This window comes from Budvicia aquatica DSM 5075 = ATCC 35567 (assembly GCF_000427805.1).
GTDB lineage: Bacteria > Pseudomonadota > Gammaproteobacteria > Enterobacterales > Enterobacteriaceae > Budvicia > Budvicia aquatica.
In genome coordinates this window covers 125,360-144,992 of the sequence record NZ_ATYS01000005.1, presented here as the reverse complement: position 1 = coordinate 144,992, position 19,633 = coordinate 125,360, and the positions used below count along the sequence as shown (strand labels likewise).

Here is a 19,633-nt window from a genome sequence, read left to right as displayed (position 1 = left end):
TTTTTTATTAACAATTTAAATACAACTTTAGATTTAATAACTCTGCTAAATTAATTTAACAACCCAATAAGTAATGATTGTTATTGTTGTTTTGTTGTCTTAGGTGTATAAGTGAAAAACTTATTTGTTATCCTTATTTTTATATATTAACAGCCGTTTAGCTGTCGTCAATGCAAATCACTATGATGTCGTCAATATCCGATCTATTGCTTCAAATATCAATATTTAATGAAATTAAATTCTGCATTATTGATTTTTTATGGGTTTATAGGTCGATTGTTGGGCTTTTTTGGTGTTTTACGGCTTTTTTATTATAAATAACTTCTTAAAGTAAATTATTAACATGAATAATGTGTTTTTTATTTAAGTTTAAACTCATTGATTTGGTTAGTAATTATCAATTCATACATATGATTTTATTTGAATAATGGATTAAACCCCCTGATTTTTTCAATGTCTTTCTTCATGCTTTAATATTGAATTTACTATTTTTCATTAAAATACAATAAGTTGTATTTTGGTTTGTATAGAGTGACGCGACTAGGTTTTTTAATCATTGAGCTTGAGGGGAGTCTTGCCTTTACCATTTATAAGTTAAGCCAGGGCACGCAGAACGTTGTCTACATTTGCCAAAAAAGTCTAGGTTGACTTCACTTGATAAATAGTTGGAATCCGTAGGTAATACCAGAGATATAGTCTGTTCTAAACCTGCAGTAGCCAAGGGCTATCGAAGGATCTTCCCAGTTTAAAATGATTTTTTTATGTGAATTTAAGATGATTTCTAATCTATTTTTTTAGTTTTACCAGATTATCTGGCTCAATATAAACATCGCTTCCGTTTTTCAACTCTTTTGTAATTTTATATTTAACTTAATGAAATTATTGATTAATGCAATTCATTCAGTGTGCTTTCTTATTTTATTGTCGGTATGTGTAAAAGTGAGTAAATTATTGCTTTGATTGAGATTCTTTAAGGGCTGTTAAGCGGCTATTTAGTGATATAAATAAGTGAAATAGGTTTATTCATCACGCTTAGTATGCTCTTGGTGATTGTTTGTGCAATTTAATTTTATTTGGTATTTTAAATCACACACATTGGTTTTGGATTTTTCTTCATGGAAGAAATCCATCTTATTTAATTAAATAAGATGGTGTTTTCCATAACATCAATTAAATATGGAATATTAAACATGGACGAAATCTATTGTATGACTAATTCAAAACCCGCCAGAAGAGTTGACGGACGTCGTTCTTCTCATTTTTCTACAGATGCCGGCAATTTTATACACTCAAGCAAAATGAAGAATGTATTCCGGCATAGCTGTTTATTTGCGGCCATTTCTAGTTCGCTTATCGGCACCTCTTCGGCCTACGCGGCCTATATGGATATCATTAATGACGACCAGATCGTCACCGTTACAGCAACACAAAACCCAGCTTGGACGATGAATAATCTGGTGGTTGGTAACACCACCCATGGCACGTTGCTGATTCAAGATGGGGGGAATGTAACAAGCGAGCTGTCCGCGGATATCGGTAGGCTTGAGGGGGCGACGGGTGTTGTCGAGATGTCCGGTCTTGGTTCAGTGTGGACTATTGGCGATCTCCTCTCGGTTGGTTACTTGGGGGATGGCCGGCTGACAATGACCGGTGGCAGCGTGGTTAACGTTACCAACTCTTCTTATCTCGGCTACAGTGCCGGTTCGAGTGGCGTGGTCGAGGTGTCCGGTATCGGAACCCAGTGGAATACCGTGACCATCAATCTTGGCTTCTACGGTGAGGGCTCGCTCACCATTAACGACGGCGGCAAGGTGACCAACACTGGACTTGGCATTATCGGTGACCGGGCTGGTTCGTCGGGTGCCGCCATAGTGTCGACTGGCGGTTTGTGGGATATAACCCAGAGCCTGTTTGTTGGCCGCTACGGCACCGGCACGCTCACCATTAGCGAGGGTGGCGTGGTGAACAGTGCAACAAGGAACACTGCCACCGGCGAAATCGGCATGGAGACAGGCACAACGGGCATAGTCAAAGTGTCCGATGTTGGCTCGCAATGGAATAACTACGGCGACCTCGTGGTTGGCAGTTCCGGTAATGGCCGGCTCACCATTAGCGAGGGCGGTGTGGTGAACAATGCCAAGGATATCTATATCGGCCGCTACGCTGCAGGTTCGGGCCTTGTTGAGGTGTCCGATAGCGGATCGCAGTTGAATAGCACCAAAAACCTCTATGTTGGCAACTCCGCTAATGGTGAACTTAACATTGACCATGGCGGCGTGGTGAGCAATATAAGAGCCTATATCGGTTACAATGCCGGTTCGACAGGCATTGTCTGGGTGTCTGATGCTGGTTCGCAGTGGAACAGCGACGCTCTTATTGTTGGCAATTATGGTACTGGCACGCTCACCATTGACCGGGGCGGGGTGGTGAACAATACGACGGGCTATATTGCCCAAAACGGCACGTCGGGCCTTGTCTCGGTGTCCGGCGCTGGGTCGCAGTGGAATAACAGCGGCAGCCTGGTTGTTGGTCACTCCGGTACTGGCAAGCTCACCATTGACCAGGGCGGTGCGGTGAGTAATACCACGGCCTTTGTCGCCTCCAATACCGGTTCGACCGGCGTTGTCGAGATATCCGGTAGCGGTTCGCTGTGGAATAACAGCAGCACTCTCTATGTTGGCCACTTTGGTAATGGCACACTGACGCTTGCCGATCGGGCGCAGGTGTCTACCAGTGCCATCAATCTTGCCATGTATAACGGCTCCACGGGTAGCTTGAATATCGGCGACGGTAATTTGGCCGGTACCCTCACAGCGGCCAGCATCACGGGTGGGGCGGGATCGGCAACCGTCAACTTTAACCACACCGATGATATCGATTTCTCACCGCGAATGACCGGAAAGCTGGCGGTTAATCATCTCACCGGCGGCACCACTCGCCTGTTAGCGGCAAACAACTATACCGGCGCGACCACCATCAGCGCGGGAACCTTGCAGGCAGGGGCACTGAATACGTTTAGCTCCGTGTCTAACTTCGCGGTAGGGACTGGGGGCCAGTTGGATTTGGCTAGTTATGACCAGACTCTGACCAGCCTGAATAATGCCGGCGTGGTCAGTTTTAACGGTGCACCGGGTACCGTGCTGACGGTAACCGGTGACTACACCGGCAATAACGGTTTACTCAATTTCAACACTGCACTGAATGACGATACCTCAGTAACCGATAAACTGATTGTCGAAGGCAATACTTTTGGTACCACGCGGGTTAGCGTAGCCAATGCCGGTGGCAGCGGTGCCGCGACTCTGAACGGTATTGAACTGGTGCAGGTAAACGGAACGTCTGACGGCGAATTTATTCAGCATGGTCGTATCGTTGCCGGTGCCTATGATTATACCTTGGCTCGGGGGGCAGATGTGAATGCCAGTAACTGGTATCTGACCAGTGCAATTTCACCGGTGATACCAATACCTGAACCAACACCTGAACCAACACCTGAACCAACACCAACACCCGATCCAGGTCTGGAGCCTGACCCAACGCCAGATCCGGGTTCAAAACCGATCCGAGGCGCAGACCCTTCAATATCACCGACTGAATCGACCATGGTTGAAAGGCCTGAGGCTAGTGGCTATGCCGCTAATCTGGCTGCGGCAAACAATCTGTTTGTGACGCGTTTGCACGATCGTTTGGGTGAAACTCAATATATCGATGCACTGACCGGCGAGCAGAAGGTGACCAGCCTGTGGCTGCGTAATGAAGGCGGTCATACTCGCTTTCGTGATAGTCAGGATCAACTGAAGACTCAGGCTAACCGTTATGTCATGCAGCTGGGCGGTGATATTGCTCAGTGGAGTAGTAATGACCAAAACCGCCTGCACCTGGGTGTGATGGCGGGCTATGCTAACAGTAAGAGCCGGACTGAATCCCATGTGTCGGGCTATAGCGCTCGCGCTGCCATCGACGGTTACAGCGCTGGATTGTATGGAACCTGGTATGCCAATGAGGTCGATAAGACGGGTTTATATGTGGATACCTGGGCGCTATATAACTGGTTCAACAATCGGGTTGATGGTCAGTATTTGCATACCGAAGAGTACAAATCCAGCGGTGTAACTGCGTCAGTGGAGAGTGGCTATACCTTTAAAATTGGCGAAAATAAGGAGAAAAACACGAGCTACTTTATCCAACCTAAAGCGCAGGTTACCTGGATGGGCGTGAAGGCTGACGATCATAAAGAAGCCAACGGCACTAACGTGTCTGGCGAAGGGGATGGCAATATTCAGACCCGCTTAGGCGTGAGAGCCTTTATGAACGGCTACAGCGATCAAGATAAAGGTAAAGATCGGGTGTTCCAGCCGTTTATTGAAGCCAACTGGATTCACAATACTCAAGAGTTTGGTACCAAGATGGACGGTATAACGGTGAAGCAAGACGGTGCCGCCAACATTGGTGAGCTAAAACTGGGGGTAGAAGGTCAAATTAATAAACAGCTAAATCTCTGGGGTAATGTTGGTCAACAAATGGGTGATAAAGGCTACAGCGATACGGCCGTGATTTTTGGCGTGAAGTATAACTTCTAGTTAATAGATAAATGGCGTGATGAATACAGGCCCACTAAAAAATTCAGTGGGCCTTGTAACAAATATAAGACAGCGTTTTTAGTTATCTAAAGCATCAAAAGACTCATCACAGCGATGAAGTTATCTCAGGGTTAATTTAAGGGCAATATATTACGGACAGGAAGGTGCTTTATGCTATTGCAATCGTTTCTCCAACCGCAGGTAAAATGTCGATATTGTAATAAAACTGAATATACCAAAAGACATGGTAAAAGCCGTGCTGGTTTATCTCGTTACTTTTGTAAGTCTTGCAATAAGACTTTTCAGATCCGATATATCTATAAAGGCAATGAGAACAAGATGATTCAGGCTACAGGCACAGTGCCCGCGTTAAAACTTAGCTGATAAAAGGTTTGCATGCCTGAATGCGTGTGAACGACGGCTGCTATGCGTTATATATTATTTTCTAATCTTTTCTTTTAGAGACACTCCGGCCCATCAGGCTGGCGTGTCTCTATTCTTATTTATGTCAATACGGGCTGAAATCCTGGCCATTAATATATACATCTACTTTTAGACTTTCTGCTGATTCAGCACTTCTGACGTACGCATAACCTCACGCCCGAAACCAGACAAAAAACAACCCCGGAGGCCAAGCCAAATGCCATGGTGAATAAAATCTCAGTAAGATGCGTTCGGTTGAATGTCGTTGATAGCCCGTTTAGCAATAGACTATAAATAAACATGGTTATTGGCCCTAAAGCGGTGCACCAAATGCAGAGCCGAATCGCAGAGAGCGCATTTTTTCCCTTTAGCCAGAAAGCCATTGGGGCGACAAGTGCCAGAGTGACAATATAGGTAAAGGAAACGCCAAATAACACGATCATAAAAAACAGCTCAATAGCAACATTTATGGATGGCATCTCTTTAAATGTGTCAGTGAGTATGACGACGAAAATGCCCAGAGGAACTATCCAGGGGGTAACAAGCGTCCCTACCCATAAGCTTCGTTTGTGCTGCAATGGTGTCATATAGACTCCCTTAATCGCCAGAAGGTAATGGTACCGTAACAAGAAAACAAGAAAACAAGAAAACAAGAAAACAATAAGGGGAGGATATCATGGTGCCGGATAGTTTACCTGTAGGGATAACCTGATTATCTGAGTGTTTTCAGCATCATGATGAGTGATAGGCGGAGAACAAAGCGCTTAATAATAGAAATTAAACTGGATTTAACTTATTAAATCTGTTTTTATATTTAAGGCCTATTATTTTTAAGCTTAACCATGGTATTTATTTTATAAAAACGAATTAATTTAATAAAAGTTATTACATAACAATTGGTTATGTTTGATTTTATGTTGTGAAATCAAATCATTCTTGCTGTTTCCAATATCAAACTTCGCAAAACTGAATAAACATAAAGATGTGCCTAAAAATTATATTCAGGCTTATATTTTTTTTAGATGTCTGGCTATTGATCTATCGCTATAAGTATCGATATTATTAACGCGATTTTAATGGAGTAATAAAAAGCCACAAGGAAGGTGTGTGAAAATTAAAACTATAATCTCACCTAAATTACCCAAATCCTGAAGTAATATTTCAGGATTTGGTGCTATGTTTGGTGGGTTGCTATTATATAACTAATGCCTAATAAGCATATCTACCATTAAGTAAATACTATTTAAAACACTGATGAAAATCCATCTAATAAAATGGTGTTTTATAGATAGTGCATGTACGTATGAATAAATAAGCATAATTTAATACCTAATTATGCTTATTTATTTCTACGATTTAAATAAACGTAAGGAATAAATAACTATAAACCAAGGTAGGTTTATATCTCATTATTTTTAATATGAATTATCCCCGAGGATATTATGACTTTTAACAAAACTTTACTTTTAGCTCCGGTTGCTGCATTTATCATGTCTGTAGGTACTGCTCAGGCGGCAACTAACGCGCAAGTTACCATTACTGGTCAAATCGCGGCTGCAACTTGTGATCTAAACGTAACCAACAGCAATATTGACTTAGGTACAGTGGTTTCAAGTGATGTTACCGTTGCCGGCCCAATCGCTACCACCAGCAAAGACTTCACGTTGAACCTGTCTAACTGTACTCAGGATGGCGAAACTGGCACCGTAGTCAGCATGCTGTCTAAAGGTACTGCATTAGCGGCTAACACTAACTACTTCAACAACGTTGATGGCGGAACCGTTGGTGTTCAATTAACTGCAAATGGTCAGGCGGTAAAACCTAACGCAAGTACTCCACTGACTGCGCTGGCTGGCGAAGTATTAACAGCAGGCGGTTCAGCTCAAGTATTAATGAATGCTCAATTGAACTCAACCGTTGCTAAACCAGCTACACAACAAATTGAAGCGCCAATTACATTCTCTGTAGCTTATAACTAAGTTGTTTATAGCTAAGTTGCTTATCGCTAAGTTAATTATAACTGCCTAGCTTATAACTGATAATAATTCAGAATTAGGCAACTCTCTTATATTCGGGTTGCTTAATTCTTTATATTTTGGAGACCCCTATGTTATTTAAGAATAAATTATCCCAAATAATACTCTTCCTATTTGTTGGGGTAATTTCTATATCTCAATCATTTGCGGCAGGCGTAGGTATAAATGCAACTCGGGTTATTTTTAACGAAGGGAGCACATCAGCGCCCGTCGTTATTAGAAATAGCAGCTCGGATGATTCTTACTTAATCCAATCTTATATGACTAACGATCGGCAACAAAATAATTCAGTGCCTTTTGAAGTATTACCACCCATGTTTCGGCTACAGCCAGATAGCCGTAGTGAAGTGCGGATAGTTGAAAAGGTAAATGGATTACCTAAGGATCGGGAATCTGTTTTTTATCTGCACGTCAGAGCGATTCCGGCCAGCAGCGCCAGCACCGAATCAAAGGCTAATAGCGGGGTAATTAAAATTGCCTTAGAGAGTGCGATTAAAGTTTTTTATCGCCCTAAAGGCTTGTCGTCATCGGCTCAGCAGGCACAAAGCGGACTGATCTTTGAATCGGCGGCCGGTGGATTAAAGGTCAAAAACCCGTCGCCTTACTACATTAGCCTATCAAAACTCAGCGTAGGTAATAAGGCGATCCCGCTCAGTCTGGAAAAGAACAATGCCATGCTGGCGCCGTTTAGCGAGCTGTTTTATGCCACGCCGGTCAATAAAGGCAATGTGTCATGGAGCACGATTAATGATTTGGGAGGGTTCGATGCCCATAGTCAGAAACTCTAAATCCGCGGCGATACTCGCAGTCGCCTTACTGCTGCTGCCGGCAACGTTACTTGCCGCAGACAATAATACCGTCAGGGTAACCGCTGAAATAACAAAAGGCAGCTGCGAGTTTTCGACCAGCACTGATTCCGTTGAGTTTGCCCCGCAAACTGTCAGTAGCTTTAGTTCTGGCAATGCTGCCGCCGTGACGCCTTTAACACTGCAATATCACTGCGAAGGGTACGAAGCTAATGCCAAGATCGGCATTGTCGCCATTGGTGTTGTATCGCCAGATGATGGGCTGTTTTTGTCCAGTGCTTCCACGGCAGCCGGCGTTGGTTTTATGCTGAAAAATGGCGTAGTGACCGATAAGGTCGGATTTTATAGCGCCGGTACCACGATGAAGAGCGGTGTTAAGTTCTTGGTTGATATGGTCACTGAGGGTGAATATCCCCTTACCGTTGGCTTTGTTAAGCAAAATACATCCACCGCGGTGACATCGGGTGATGTTAAAGCGTCGATAATGTTTATGTTTGTGATGCCTTGAGGGTATTAATATGTTCTTTATTATTCAACATTATAAGACCGTTTTACTTCTGCTTTTTGCCAGTCTGACCCCTGCTACCGGTCTGGCCGCCACCAACTCTGTCACCGTGACGTTTGAAGCCAGTTTTTATGCCCGTACCTGCAAAATTGATGTCTCAGAACCCCTGATCGAATATGACAAGGTTCATGCACAGAACATTGTTGGTAGTGATAACGGAAAGTTTAGTGCCTTAACGCGCGAGATTATTTTGACCTTAAGTGAATGTACCGGCACCGGCAGCTTAGGCGGCAGTTCGGTGATTGTTTCCGGTAATACGGTGGTGGTAAATGGTCAAAGCCTGTTTAAAGACGGCGGAAGCGCACAGGGCGTAGGTGTCAAACTGACATCGAATGGCGCGACTAAAACTAACAGGGACAGCGTTTGGGATCTGACCAGCAGCTCTGCCGAGAGCGATCGGCAGCCCGTCGAGCTCGCCCTATCCTGCGGTGGCTGTAGTAATACCGATAGCATTACCACGGGCGACTTTCAGGCATCAATGACCTTCACCGTCATCACTAACTAATTTATGGAATTTAACAACGCTATGCGGATAACTCGCTGTTTTAATCGCACATTAACATATTCAGTGCTGATGCTGTCATTAGTGTTACCCGCTATAGCACAGGCAGGCATTGGTTTGGATCAAAGCCGGATTATTTTCAGGTCGTCACAAAAAAACCAAAACGTCACTATTCAAAATAGCGGCGAAAAGACCTATTTAATTCAGGCAAGAGTGCAGGATGGCGCTATCGAGGGGCCAACCTCTGAGCATTTTTTAGTGGTTCCGCCGCTGTTCCGTCTTGAGGCGAATAGCCAACATGTGATGTTGCTGATGCCAAAAGAGACACAGTCATTGGCTAAAGACCGTGAGTCGCTGTTCTATTTCAGCGCCACGGCGATTCCGGCAGGTAAGAAACCTGCTGAACAGCCAGAGAATGTCGCCAAACTCTCTATTGCGACACGCGTGATGATCAAGCTGTTTTATCGCCCGGACGGACTACCTGAATCTTATGAACAGGCGGCCGGCCGCCTGCAGTTTACCTCGCTGGCTCAGGGCGTTTGTTTTATTAATCCCACCCCTTATTACATCACGCTCGATCGGCTGTGGGCTGACGGCGTAGCGGTTGCTGATAGCGCCGGGTTAATGATTGCACCTAAAAGCGCAATCAGCGTCAAGCAAGCCGGCAAAGGGAAACAGATGAGCTGGCAGGCGATTAATGACTACGGTGGCCTGACGGAAAAACACCAGACCACGATCACTGCCGCTGGAGCGAAATCATGTCAATTCGTCGATTAATCACATTTATTTTGCTGCTGATTTTAAGCCAGACCTTACCGGCCTATGCAGAAACGCCGGTAGGTTTTCGCTTTTCAAATATGCGCATTGTGTTTTTAGAAAAGGTTAACGGCGGGGCGTTTGTCGAGCTGGAGAACGCTAACAAAGACCCTTACCTGATCCAAAGCTGGATTGTTGCGGCAGATGAGCAAACCGGCTTACCCATGGATAAAAATACCCAGCAAAGCGCGGTTCCTTTTGTGATAACGCCACCGTTGCATCGGCTGGAAGTCGGGGAACGCTATCGCTGGCGGATCCAGCGGGTGGGTAATCAAGGACTGGCATCAGATCGGGAGTCGATATTTTATGTCGCCCTAAAAGCGATCCCGACTACGGATAAACAGGCTCAGGATAAGGGTGAGTTTGTGTTAAGCCCGGTGATTTATCAAAAATTGTTGTATCGGCCGGCAGCATTGGAGGAATTACGCACCGATATGCTGGCGGATAAAGCCACCTTTCGGCGTGAAGGCAACCAGTTAGTTGTACGTAATGATTCACCGCTGTATATGACCTTTGCCACCCTGCAGGTGGGTGATTATCAGATGCCTGAAAGTGAGCTTTATAAAATGGTCCCCCCTTTTGCTGAACAGCGTTATCCGCTGCCGGCCAGCGCCAAAGGCAATGTGATGTGGCGGTTACTCAACGAATATGGCATTGCCACCAAAGCAGAGTTAAAGCCACTTTAAGCCGATATGGACATTAAAAAGATAATCATGATGAAGACGTTAAAAACACAACGATTCGAGATCGATACACAGGGACAATCTCAGGCCTATAGGATGCCATATCGTCTGTCGCTGTTAGCGTTATTCATGGCTACAGCGCCGCTGGCCTGTGCCGAAGACTATTTTGATCCCAGCCTGTTGAACCTGCCTGCGGGTAGCGACCCAAGTCAGATTGACCTATCGTCTTTCTCTGCCGCCGGATCTACGCCGACCGGGCGCTATATGGTGACATTGCTGATCAATCAGCAGGACGTCGGTAACCGAGAGATCAATTTCTCCCCTGATGAACAGGGCAAGGTGATTGCCGAGCTAACGCCTGAGCTACTTAACGAGCTGGGTGTGAATATTGCCGCTATCGCTGGCTTAAAAGCCCTGCCGCCAGAGGCTAAAATTAACGATCTGAACGTCTATATTCCTGATGCCAAAGTGACTTTTGATCTGGCTAAGCTGCGGCTAAACCTGAGCATACCCCAGGTTGCAATGAAGCCCGACAGTCGCGGCTATGTTGACCCAAAACTGCTCGACCAGGGGATCCCGGCAATATTGCTTAACTATCAGGTAAGCGGTGGCCGGCAATGGATTCAAGGTGACGACTCCTCGCAGAATTCTACCAATGATAACGTGTTTGCCAGCGTACGCGGTGGAATCAACCTTGATGCCTGGCGTTTACGCAGCACCATGACCTATAACCAAACCTCTTCTGATATGCAGGGAACTACCCAGCGTACCAATAATACCCGTTTTACCAATACCTATATCATGCGGGATATTCAGCGCTGGAATTCAGAAATGGTCATCGGTGAAAGCAGTACCCGAAATGACGTTCTGGACAGTATTCCATTTAAAGGTGTACGGCTTGGCTCCAATGAACAGATGTTGCCAAGCAGCATGCGTGGGTTTGCCCCTGAGATTAACGGTATTGCACAAACCAATGCCAGAGTGACCATCCGCCAAAACGGCAACGTGGTTTATCAAACCTTTGTGGCGCCCGGTCCTTTTAGTATTAGAGATCTTTACCCGACCGGTACCGCCGGCGACCTTGACGTCACCGTGACCGAAACTGACGGCGTAGAGCGTACCTTTACCCAAGCGTTCTCAACGCTGCCGGTTATGTTACGGCCGGGCGGGGTTAAGTATGAACTGACCGCCGGGCGCTATGACGGCGGCATCACCATTGGCTCTAAAGAGTCAGACTTTGTGCAGGGTACCTTGGTTTATGGCTTGCCGCAGTCGCTAACCCTGTATGGTGGTGCTATTGCTGCACAAGACTACTGGTCTGGCGCTTTCGGAACCGGTATTTCATTAGGTTCATTCGGTGCTTTATCCGCGGATATTACCCATGCTTCGGCCATTATCGATGATGAAAAACAGGTCGGTCAGTCTTATCGCCTGCGCTATTCCAAAAGCCTGTTGACCACCGGCACCTCGGTTGACCTGACGGCGCTGCGTTTTTCTACCAAACACTATTACAGCTTTGCTGACTTTAATAATAGCGGCCATAGCCTAAAGGACGATGTCTCTCCTTGGTTAAACGAGCGTGAGCGTAACAGTTTCCAAACCTTTATTAACCAGTCAATGGGGGATTGGGGATCGATTTATGTACAGGGTTCGCGCAGTGACTATTGGGAAAAAAACCAAAAGGTCACCAACCTGTCGGTAGGCTATAACAACAGCTATAAAGGCGTTAACTATGGGGTTAACTACGGCATCTCCCGCACTAAAGGGGACGGCGACTGGCCGGAAAACCGCCAAATTACCTTTAATATCAATATGCCTTTGAACATATTTAGCCCGCGGCATGAGTTGAGTAATATCAGCAGCAACTACCAAATTAGCAAAGATAATCAGGGCAGAACCACTCAGCAGTTGGGGGTTAATGGCCATTTTCTGGATAACAAAGTCAACTATAGCCTGACCCAAGGGCATGATAATCAGGATCAGGGTAATAACGGAACGGCTAACCTTGGTTATCACGGTAACTATGGCGATATTAGCGGTGGCTACAGCTATAGCCGCAATTCACAAAGCGTCAATATGAATGCCAATGGCGGCATGATTGTCCATTCTGGCGGCGTAACCTTAGGCCGCTCGCTGGGCAGTAGCATGGCGCTGATTGAAGCCCCCGATGCTGCCGGTACCACATTAAGCAACGGCGATGCAGCAATCGACTATTTTGGCTATGCCATTAGCCCTTATATGACCGATTACAGTAAGAATACCGTTAGCCTGAATGTCAACACCCTGCCGGAAAATGTGATGCCGGAAAATACCTCGGTCAATTTATATCCGACCAAAGGGGCGGTGGTGAAAGCTAAGTTTGCCACCCGTAAGGGGTATCAGGCGTTGATTGATTTAAAAGCCAGCCAGCTATTACCGCTAGGCGCGATGGCATCCATTATCGATAAACAGAATCCGGACGATATTAATAGCAGTATTGTTGGTGAGAATGGTCAGGTCTATTTCAGCGGTATGCCTGAACAGGGCCAGATCTCAGTAACATGGGGAACGGCGGCTAATCAGTCTTGTATTGCTAATTTCGACTTTGCCGACGTGGCTGAAAACCCGTTCTCGGCGGTACGTCAGTTCGCCGCAGCCTGTAACTAATCCATTTAATCGCGATAGCACAAAGAAGACAGACTATGATTTTTTTAACATTGATAGACAAAATAACAGCGTTAGTTAGCCGGTTGCCACGATGGAAGGTGGCACTGACTCTGCTATTGCTGGCAGATGCTCCCGGCGCACTGGCTGCTACCCTGATCCAGAACGGGCGCGGTTTAGTCGGGGTTATCAATAACAATTATTCAACTAGCCTCACCGGCCCGTCTCGTTACTGGGCGGAAGGTAACCAAGATTATGTATTTTTATCCTGGTATATCAACACCGCCAGCTGTAACCCTTCACTAATGATGGAGATTGACGGCGTTCAAGGCATTAAGTTTAATACTGCCGGCACCTTAATGTTGGTTCCTGAAGTCACCTTTGTCGATAACCGTTCTTGGAGCGTTAGCACGACAAATTATTCTGATACCATCACCGGTTTTTTTAATGGTAACGGTTCAAATACCAGTGAGAATAGAGGTGCATCCAGTAGCTGCTATTGGAAACCTTATCAGTCGACGCCGGCAACGTCCGTCGACCGATATATTACGCATCAGGTCACGGCAACAGGGCGGATGTTGATTTATGGTACCGGCCAACAGGTCTCTGGTACGGCATCGTTAGCTCAGCCTATAAGGTTAGGGATCGCCGATCCCATCGGTACCCCGGCAAATTATAAATACTCTACGCTGGTAGCCGCGGGCTCTTATCCGATCGTTGTCAGCGATTTAGGGTGCACAATATCCACGCCAACTCGGATTGATTTTGGCCCACAGCCGGCAAGTTCAGTCGCCAATGAAGAGCTGGCATCCAGAACCAATAATCTGTCAATTAGCTGCACGCAGACCAAGAACCCCATCGGCGCGACGTTAACCTTAGTGACCGGCACCAATCTGGCTTATTATTCTAGTAATGAATATGAGGTCAACCTGCTAAAAAATGGCTCAGGTGCCGCCGGGGCTTACGTTAAAATGAGTATTGACGTTAATGGTGCGGTGACACCGGTAGCCTTTAACCGAAAGTTTATTGATATTGGCAGTATCACTTCAGCGCAAAACGCCGTTAGCTTTAATCATCCGGTTACTTATACCCTCTATTCCAGAGGGACGGGAATGACCGGAAAAGTCAGCGGTAGCGCTGAACTCTCGATAGTTATGCGTTGATATTAACTGATGCCGTTATGTGTACGGCATAACGGTTCAACACTTTAATTCAGTATCCGGCCTAAAAAATAGCCCGGCAATTAATATGCCTACCATAAATTAAGAAAATAAAAACGCCATATTAAGAGTACATTAAGAAACGTTACCTGTTTATGGCTGTTAGCTCAGCCAGTTTAGTTCTTTTTACGTCAGGCAATTTAAATAAATATCAATTAAATCATGGTAATAATATGTTCTTGTTGATTGAGGTTAACTAATCATACTGTGATTGTGAGGGTTGTTATTATCAAATATAACAGGTTGAATCAGTATTAGGCCGGTATGTTTTAGCTTTTTAAAATTCATCCAGTGAATATATTTATCATCAATCAAACAACAAAAAAGAATTAATGCCATTTTGCTCTACTTTTGCTGCCTAAATTACTTGAAATGAAAAAGTTGTTCTATGCTGAAAGTAATGATTTTTCAATTACTCCTGACAATAAGTGACTAATAAAGGAGCATTCTATGTCACATATGCGGTTGGTTAAGGCCCCGGAGGCCCATTCAGGCGGTTGCCTCTGTCATAGTCCAGCGTTCAAACGTATTAATACGGTATTCTCTCAAAAAGCGGCTCATGCAGCGCCGATCACTGCCGATACCGTGGCGGCAGCCATACCCACAGCTAAATCACAAAATAATAAAGATGCCTCAGCGCAGGTGGCTGCGGTGACTGCCTTTATTAATATTCGTATTTTTGACGGTGTTTCTGATGATTTAATAGATGGTCTACAGGTCTTGGTAGAAGGTAACAAAATCAAATCGGTAGAGCCCGCCGGTACTAAGTTACCGCCGGAAGTGACATGCATTGATGGCGGCGGCGGCGTTTTGATGCCGGGTCTGATCGACGCTCACTGGCATGCCATTATGGCCCGCCCGTCAATGATGACGGCGATGACGGCAGATTTTAACTATATTCAGGCTCTGGCAATTGCAGAGGCCGATGCCACGATAATGCGTGGTTTCACTACGGTGCGTGATATGGGCGGGCCCGTTTTTGGACTAAAGCGGGCGATTGACGAACATATTGCCCGCGGCCCGCGTATTTTTCCCTCAGGGGCCTTTATTACCCAAACCGGAGGGCACGGCGATTTCCGTTTGCTCGGCGAGTTGCCTCATGCCCCCGCCGATCCCCTTAGCTATGCAGAACGGGTAGGCATGACGGCGATTGCCGACGGTGCCGATAAGGTATTGTTGCGCGCCAGAGAACAGCTGATGAGAGGCGCATCGCAGCTTAAGTATATGGCCGGCGGTGGCGTCGTTTCGATGTATGACTCGATTGATGTTACCGAAGGCTCGGTTGAGGAAATTCGTGCCGCGGTGACTGCCGCAGAGAACTGGGGCACCTACGTGACCGTTCATGCCTATACCGCCAGAGCCGTGACTATGGCGATTACAGGGGGCGTGAAATGTATCGAACATGGCCAACTGATTGATGAAGAAACGGCCCGGCTGATAGCCGAAAAAGATATTTGGTGGAGCCTGCAGCCTTTTCTTGATGATGAAGATGCGGTACCAACGGCAACGCCGGCGTCACGGGCCAAGCAGCTGCAAATGGTGGCCGGCACAGACACGGCTTATAGGCTGGCGAAAAAGTACAAGATTAAAACCGCATGGGGGACCGATACGCTGTTCAACGAGCATCTGGCAACCCGGCAGGGGGCCCAGTTAGCCAAGCTAGTTCGCTGGTATACCCCGGTTGAAGTCTTAAAAATGGCCACCAGCGTTAACGCCGAGCTTTGTGGTTTCTCCGGGCCGAGAAACCCTTACCCGGGCAAGCTGGGGGTTGTAGAGAATAATGCGCTGGCGGATTTAATCTTAGTGGCGGGTAATCCGCTCAGTGATATTCAACTGGTTGCTCAACCCGACAGCGCATTTAAAGTCATTATGAAAGATGGAAAAATCTTTAAGAATACGCTTGGAGAATAGCGGCCAGTGGGCGCTTAGCTTGCATGTTGAGAATAATAATGAATGGACATTCTGATTTTTTGGCGCGGTATTTGGCGTTAATCGGGGCGGGCGTAATGAATAAGATAACCTCTATAAACCAATGGCAGTGGGCTTTTTTCCGGCTGGCCGCTACTGCTGCCCGGCTTTTAGTGAGGCGGGTTCTGCCTGTATTACTGGTTATTGGCCTTTGTGGCTGTAGTCGCACGGAGGCACCGTCATTCTCGCTATTAGGTTCCTATTTTCCCTCATGGTTGGCCTGTGCCTTTATCGGCATTATTGCGGCGGTGATAGCCAGAATCCTGTTTATTCGTATTGGTATTGATGACCTATTGCCTTGGCGGTTGCTGGTCTATGTTTGCCTGGCACTTGCCGTGGCATTTACCTCTTCCCTTTTGTTGTTTGCATGATGAATGATGATGATGAATAAACTACAAAATAGCGGACGTAAGCGGAAACTGGCGATGATTGTCAGCGGTTTGATTATTGTCGCGGCGGCAATATCAGGCTGGATATCATTACGCCAGACTACCCTGAATCCGTTGTCTGAGGATGCGGAGCTGGGGGCCAGCGTAGTGCACGTTGCTGCATCGGTTCCCGGTCGAATTGCCTCTTTAAACGTGCGAGAGAACGGTAAAGTTCGGCGTGGCGATCTGTTATTTACTCTTGACCCTGAGGTTTATCGCCTGCGGGTTGAACAGGCTCAGGCAGAGCTAAAAATGGCGGAGGCGACGCGCGACACCCAGCAAAGAACGGTGGTTGCCGAACAGACTAATGCCGAAATTACTAATCAACAGGTCGTTCGGGCGCAGGCTAACCTCAAGCTCGCCAGCCAGACGCTGGCAAGGCTGCAGCCTTTATTACCCAAAGGCTATGTAACCGCTCAACAGGTTGATGATGCCGCTACCGCAAAGCACGATGCAGAGGTAAGCCTTAATCAGGCACTGAAACAGTCGGTGGCCGCGCAGGCGCTGGTGAGCAGCACCGCCGCGACTGAAGCATTAGTCGCGGCACGCCGTACTGCCCTGGCCATTGCTGAACGGGAACTGGCTAATACTGAAGTGCGGGCTCCTCATGATGGACGCGTTGTCGGGCTTAACGTCTCAACCGGCGAGTTCGTGGCCCCGGATCAGGCTATTTTTACGCTAATCAATACCGAGCATTGGCACGCCTCGGCATTCTTTCGCGAGACTGAGCTGAAAAATATCAAAGTCGGTGACTGTGCAACGGTGTATGTCATGGCCGATCGCCAGCGTGCCATTCAAGGAAAAGTTGAGGGTATTGGCTGGGGGATAAGTTCTGAAGATCTGGTCAATATTCCGCGTATTTTGCCCTATGTTCCGAAATCACTAAATTGGGTGCGCGTTGTTCAACGTTTTCCGGTGCGAATTAGTTTAGATAACCCACCGGAAGAGCTGATGCGTATTGGTGCTACTGCCGTAGTGGTCGTACGACATGACACGGATTGCTGATAGTGCCTTAGGTGGCATGCTGCGTCAGGTCAGGGCCGATCTGGCCTATTTCCCCGGGCGGTTGGCGATGACCTGGCGCGTTGCTGCGCTGTGTGCGCTGATGTCTGCTGTTGCGATGGTGTACGGCATTCCTGAATCAGCTATCAGCTGCTATCTGATTATTTTCGTTATGAAGCCTGACGCCGTCGAAAGCATGGTTATGGCCATTGCGGTAACCCTCTTAGTGTCGCTGGTGGTCGGGCTGGTATTCTTGCTGATTCATTTTACCCTGGAGGCTCCGCCTTTACGCATGGCGGCCCTGCTTCTGAGCTCGTTTCTGTTTGTCTATTTGGGCTCGGCCAGCAAGCTTGGCCCGGTAGGTAATATTATTGCGCTGGTGATTGCTTTTGTGATGACGCTGCTCAGTGATATTCCTCTCGGTGAAGTGGCGACAAGGGCGCTGCTGTATGCCTGGTTGATGGCCGTCGCCCCGATGATGCTGATCGTTGGCTTTAATCTTTTTCTTGGCCGTACTCCGCAACGGGTGCTGCGGGTGAGCTTATCTGAACGCTTGCTGGCCGCCGGGGATATGCTGCAACGTCCTGATTCCGCCAACAGGGCCCGCATTCATTCTCTGTTAAAAGAAGGGCAGACTGAACATCAGCAGCGGGCCCTTTTTGTGCGAATTTTTCATCTTCGTCCTGCGGCTGAAGCGGCTGAGCTTGATAATGCAGTCATCAATAGCTATCGCCTGCTGCTGGCGGTATCAGCCTTGCCGACAAGCATAGAAAACAACGATGAAAACAACAATGAAAACAACAATGAAAACAATGATGAAAACAACAATATCGTTGAGGCCGAACGCCTGGCGTTTTCCGCATATTGCGCTGCAACTGCGCAAGCGATAGCCGCCGGCAACCCTATTCCCGCTGCCGAATTTAGCCAAGAGGAAAGTACCGGTAGTGATATGCGTGAAATCAGGGACTGTTTGATAGCGCTGACGCACCCTGTGAATATGAAAGACCCCACCGCGCCGAAAGCAACATTCTTTGCCGCTGATGCGGTAACTAACCCTGTCCATCAGCGCTTCGCATTAAAGACAACGATTGCGGCATTTATCTGTTATCTCACCTATACCGCCCTGGACTGGCAGGATATTCATACGGCAATGATTACCTGTTATGTCGCCGCGTTGGGGACCACCGGTGAAACCATACATAAACTGATATTGCGCATTATTGGCTGCCTGATTGGGGCGGCGATGGGCGTATTGGCGATTATTTTTATTATTCCGCACCTGAATGATGTTGGTGAACTTATGGCGCTGGTGTTTGCCGGTATCCTGCTCGCTGCCTGGGTCTCGAGCGGTAATGAGCGAATCGCGTATGCCGGCGTACAAATCGGCCTGGCCTTTCTGCTGACGGTATTACAGGGCTTCGGGCCGAGCATTGATATGGGCGTTGCGCTCGACAGGGTGCTTGGCATTTTGTTGGGGAATCTGGTGGTGTATGTGACCTTTACCTTACTGTGGCCGGTGGCGATTGTTGACTCTGTGCGCCAACGCATCAGCCGGGCATTGGTCGGCCTGACCAATTTGGCGGCGTTGCCGCCCGATGCCCGAGCCAGTGCTTTAAGAGAGGCGACAGAGGTTGAGGCTGAGCTGGCCAGTGCACAAGAGGAACTGGTACTGATTCCCTTTGAACCTGCACAGCTACGGCCTGCGCATGAAGAACGTGCTCGCCTGAAGGCAATACTTACCGAAATGAGCGTTCTGTGCCCGGTTCTGTTTCTGCCGACTGAAAAAAAACACGGTGATGTCCGACGGCTGCGGCATCTTTCTGTCGACAGTGACGCGGTGAGCCCATCACCTGAGGCTAAACAACCAGATGGCGAATCGGCAAGGTCACATTTATCGACAATCGAGCTAACGATTCAACGGCATATAAATCGGCTTGAGAAACTTTTGAGAACGGGATGAC

At 47.1% G+C, this 19,633-nt stretch carries 15 protein-coding genes; 14 read left to right on the top strand and 1 reads right to left on the bottom strand.

Annotated elements, in window-relative coordinates; genetic code table 11:
• Positions 1–1,190 precede the first annotated feature (1,190 nt).
• Both YWE_RS30045 and YWE_RS31840 read left to right on the top strand, forming a co-directional pair.
• Positions 1,191–4,580 carry an autotransporter outer membrane beta-barrel domain-containing protein gene (locus tag YWE_RS30045; RefSeq protein ID WP_161628762.1) on the top strand — a complete coding sequence of 1,130 codons (3,390 nt, stop codon included), beginning with the start codon at positions 1,191–1,193 and terminating at the stop codon, positions 4,578–4,580.
• A 171-nt stretch (positions 4,581–4,751) separates the two neighbouring features.
• A complete protein-coding gene (locus YWE_RS31840) occupies positions 4,752–4,964 on the top strand; it encodes an IS1/IS1595 family N-terminal zinc-binding domain-containing protein (RefSeq protein ID WP_428829259.1) in 213 nt (70 codons plus the stop codon).
• 185 nt (positions 4,965–5,149) lie between these two features.
• On the opposite strand, the gene YWE_RS0103880 is transcribed toward YWE_RS31840, so the two are convergent.
• The gene (locus tag YWE_RS0103880; RefSeq protein ID WP_036014973.1) at positions 5,150–5,590 is read right to left on the bottom strand and encodes a hypothetical protein; all 441 of its coding nucleotides are present in this window, start codon (positions 5,588–5,590) and stop codon (positions 5,150–5,152) included.
• Between the two features lie 855 nt (positions 5,591–6,445).
• Here YWE_RS0103880 and YWE_RS0103875 point away from each other — a divergent pair.
• The 12 genes from YWE_RS0103875 to YWE_RS0103815 all read left to right on the top strand — a co-directional run bounded on the left by YWE_RS0103875 (position 6,446) and on the right by YWE_RS0103815 (position 19,632).
• On the top strand, positions 6,446–6,982 hold the full coding sequence (locus tag YWE_RS0103875; RefSeq protein ID WP_029093335.1) for a fimbrial protein: 537 nt from the start codon (positions 6,446–6,448) through the stop codon (positions 6,980–6,982).
• Positions 6,983–7,110: 128 nt separating this feature from the next.
• On the top strand, positions 7,111–7,827 hold the full coding sequence (locus tag YWE_RS0103870; protein WP_029093334.1) for a fimbrial biogenesis chaperone: 717 nt from the start codon (positions 7,111–7,113) through the stop codon (positions 7,825–7,827).
• Complete coding sequence (locus YWE_RS26520) at positions 7,805–8,353, top strand: fimbrial protein (protein WP_051323177.1); 549 nt, start codon at positions 7,805–7,807, stop codon at positions 8,351–8,353. The genes YWE_RS0103870 and YWE_RS26520 overlap by 23 nt, the downstream gene beginning before the upstream one ends.
• Before the next feature lie 10 nt (positions 8,354–8,363).
• The gene (locus tag YWE_RS0103860) at positions 8,364–8,915 is read left to right on the top strand and encodes a fimbrial protein (RefSeq protein ID WP_051323176.1); all 552 of its coding nucleotides are present in this window, start codon (positions 8,364–8,366) and stop codon (positions 8,913–8,915) included.
• A 21-nt stretch (positions 8,916–8,936) separates the two neighbouring features.
• Positions 8,937–9,689, top strand: coding sequence for a fimbrial biogenesis chaperone (locus tag YWE_RS26515; protein ID WP_071605824.1), 753 nt, complete (start codon positions 8,937–8,939; stop codon positions 9,687–9,689).
• Complete coding sequence (locus tag YWE_RS0103850) at positions 9,671–10,414, top strand: fimbrial biogenesis chaperone (protein ID WP_029093332.1); 744 nt, start codon at positions 9,671–9,673, stop codon at positions 10,412–10,414. The genes YWE_RS26515 and YWE_RS0103850 overlap by 19 nt, the downstream gene beginning before the upstream one ends.
• Positions 10,415–10,444: 30 nt before the next feature.
• The gene (locus YWE_RS0103845; RefSeq protein WP_211230990.1) at positions 10,445–13,057 is read left to right on the top strand and encodes a fimbria/pilus outer membrane usher protein; all 2,613 of its coding nucleotides are present in this window, start codon (positions 10,445–10,447) and stop codon (positions 13,055–13,057) included.
• Positions 13,058–13,092: 35 nt separating this feature from the next.
• Positions 13,093–14,217, top strand: coding sequence for a fimbrial protein (locus tag YWE_RS0103840; RefSeq protein WP_029093330.1), 1,125 nt, complete (start codon positions 13,093–13,095; stop codon positions 14,215–14,217).
• Between the two features lie 507 nt (positions 14,218–14,724).
• Positions 14,725–16,185 carry a metal-dependent hydrolase family protein gene (locus tag YWE_RS0103830; RefSeq protein WP_029093329.1) on the top strand — a complete coding sequence of 487 codons (1,461 nt, stop codon included), beginning with the start codon at positions 14,725–14,727 and terminating at the stop codon, positions 16,183–16,185.
• Between the two features lie 95 nt (positions 16,186–16,280).
• Positions 16,281–16,613: a YtcA family lipoprotein gene (locus YWE_RS26510; protein ID WP_029093328.1), complete on the top strand. Its 333-nt coding sequence runs from the start codon at positions 16,281–16,283 to the stop codon at positions 16,611–16,613.
• 12 nt (positions 16,614–16,625) lie between these two features.
• On the top strand, positions 16,626–17,675 hold the full coding sequence (gene mdtN, locus YWE_RS0103820; RefSeq protein WP_029093327.1) for a multidrug transporter subunit MdtN: 1,050 nt from the start codon (positions 16,626–16,628) through the stop codon (positions 17,673–17,675).
• A complete protein-coding gene (locus YWE_RS0103815) occupies positions 17,659–19,632 on the top strand; it encodes an FUSC family protein (RefSeq protein ID WP_029093326.1) in 1,974 nt (657 codons plus the stop codon). The genes mdtN and YWE_RS0103815 overlap by 17 nt, the downstream gene beginning before the upstream one ends.
• The last annotated feature ends 1 nt before the right edge of the window (position 19,633 follow it).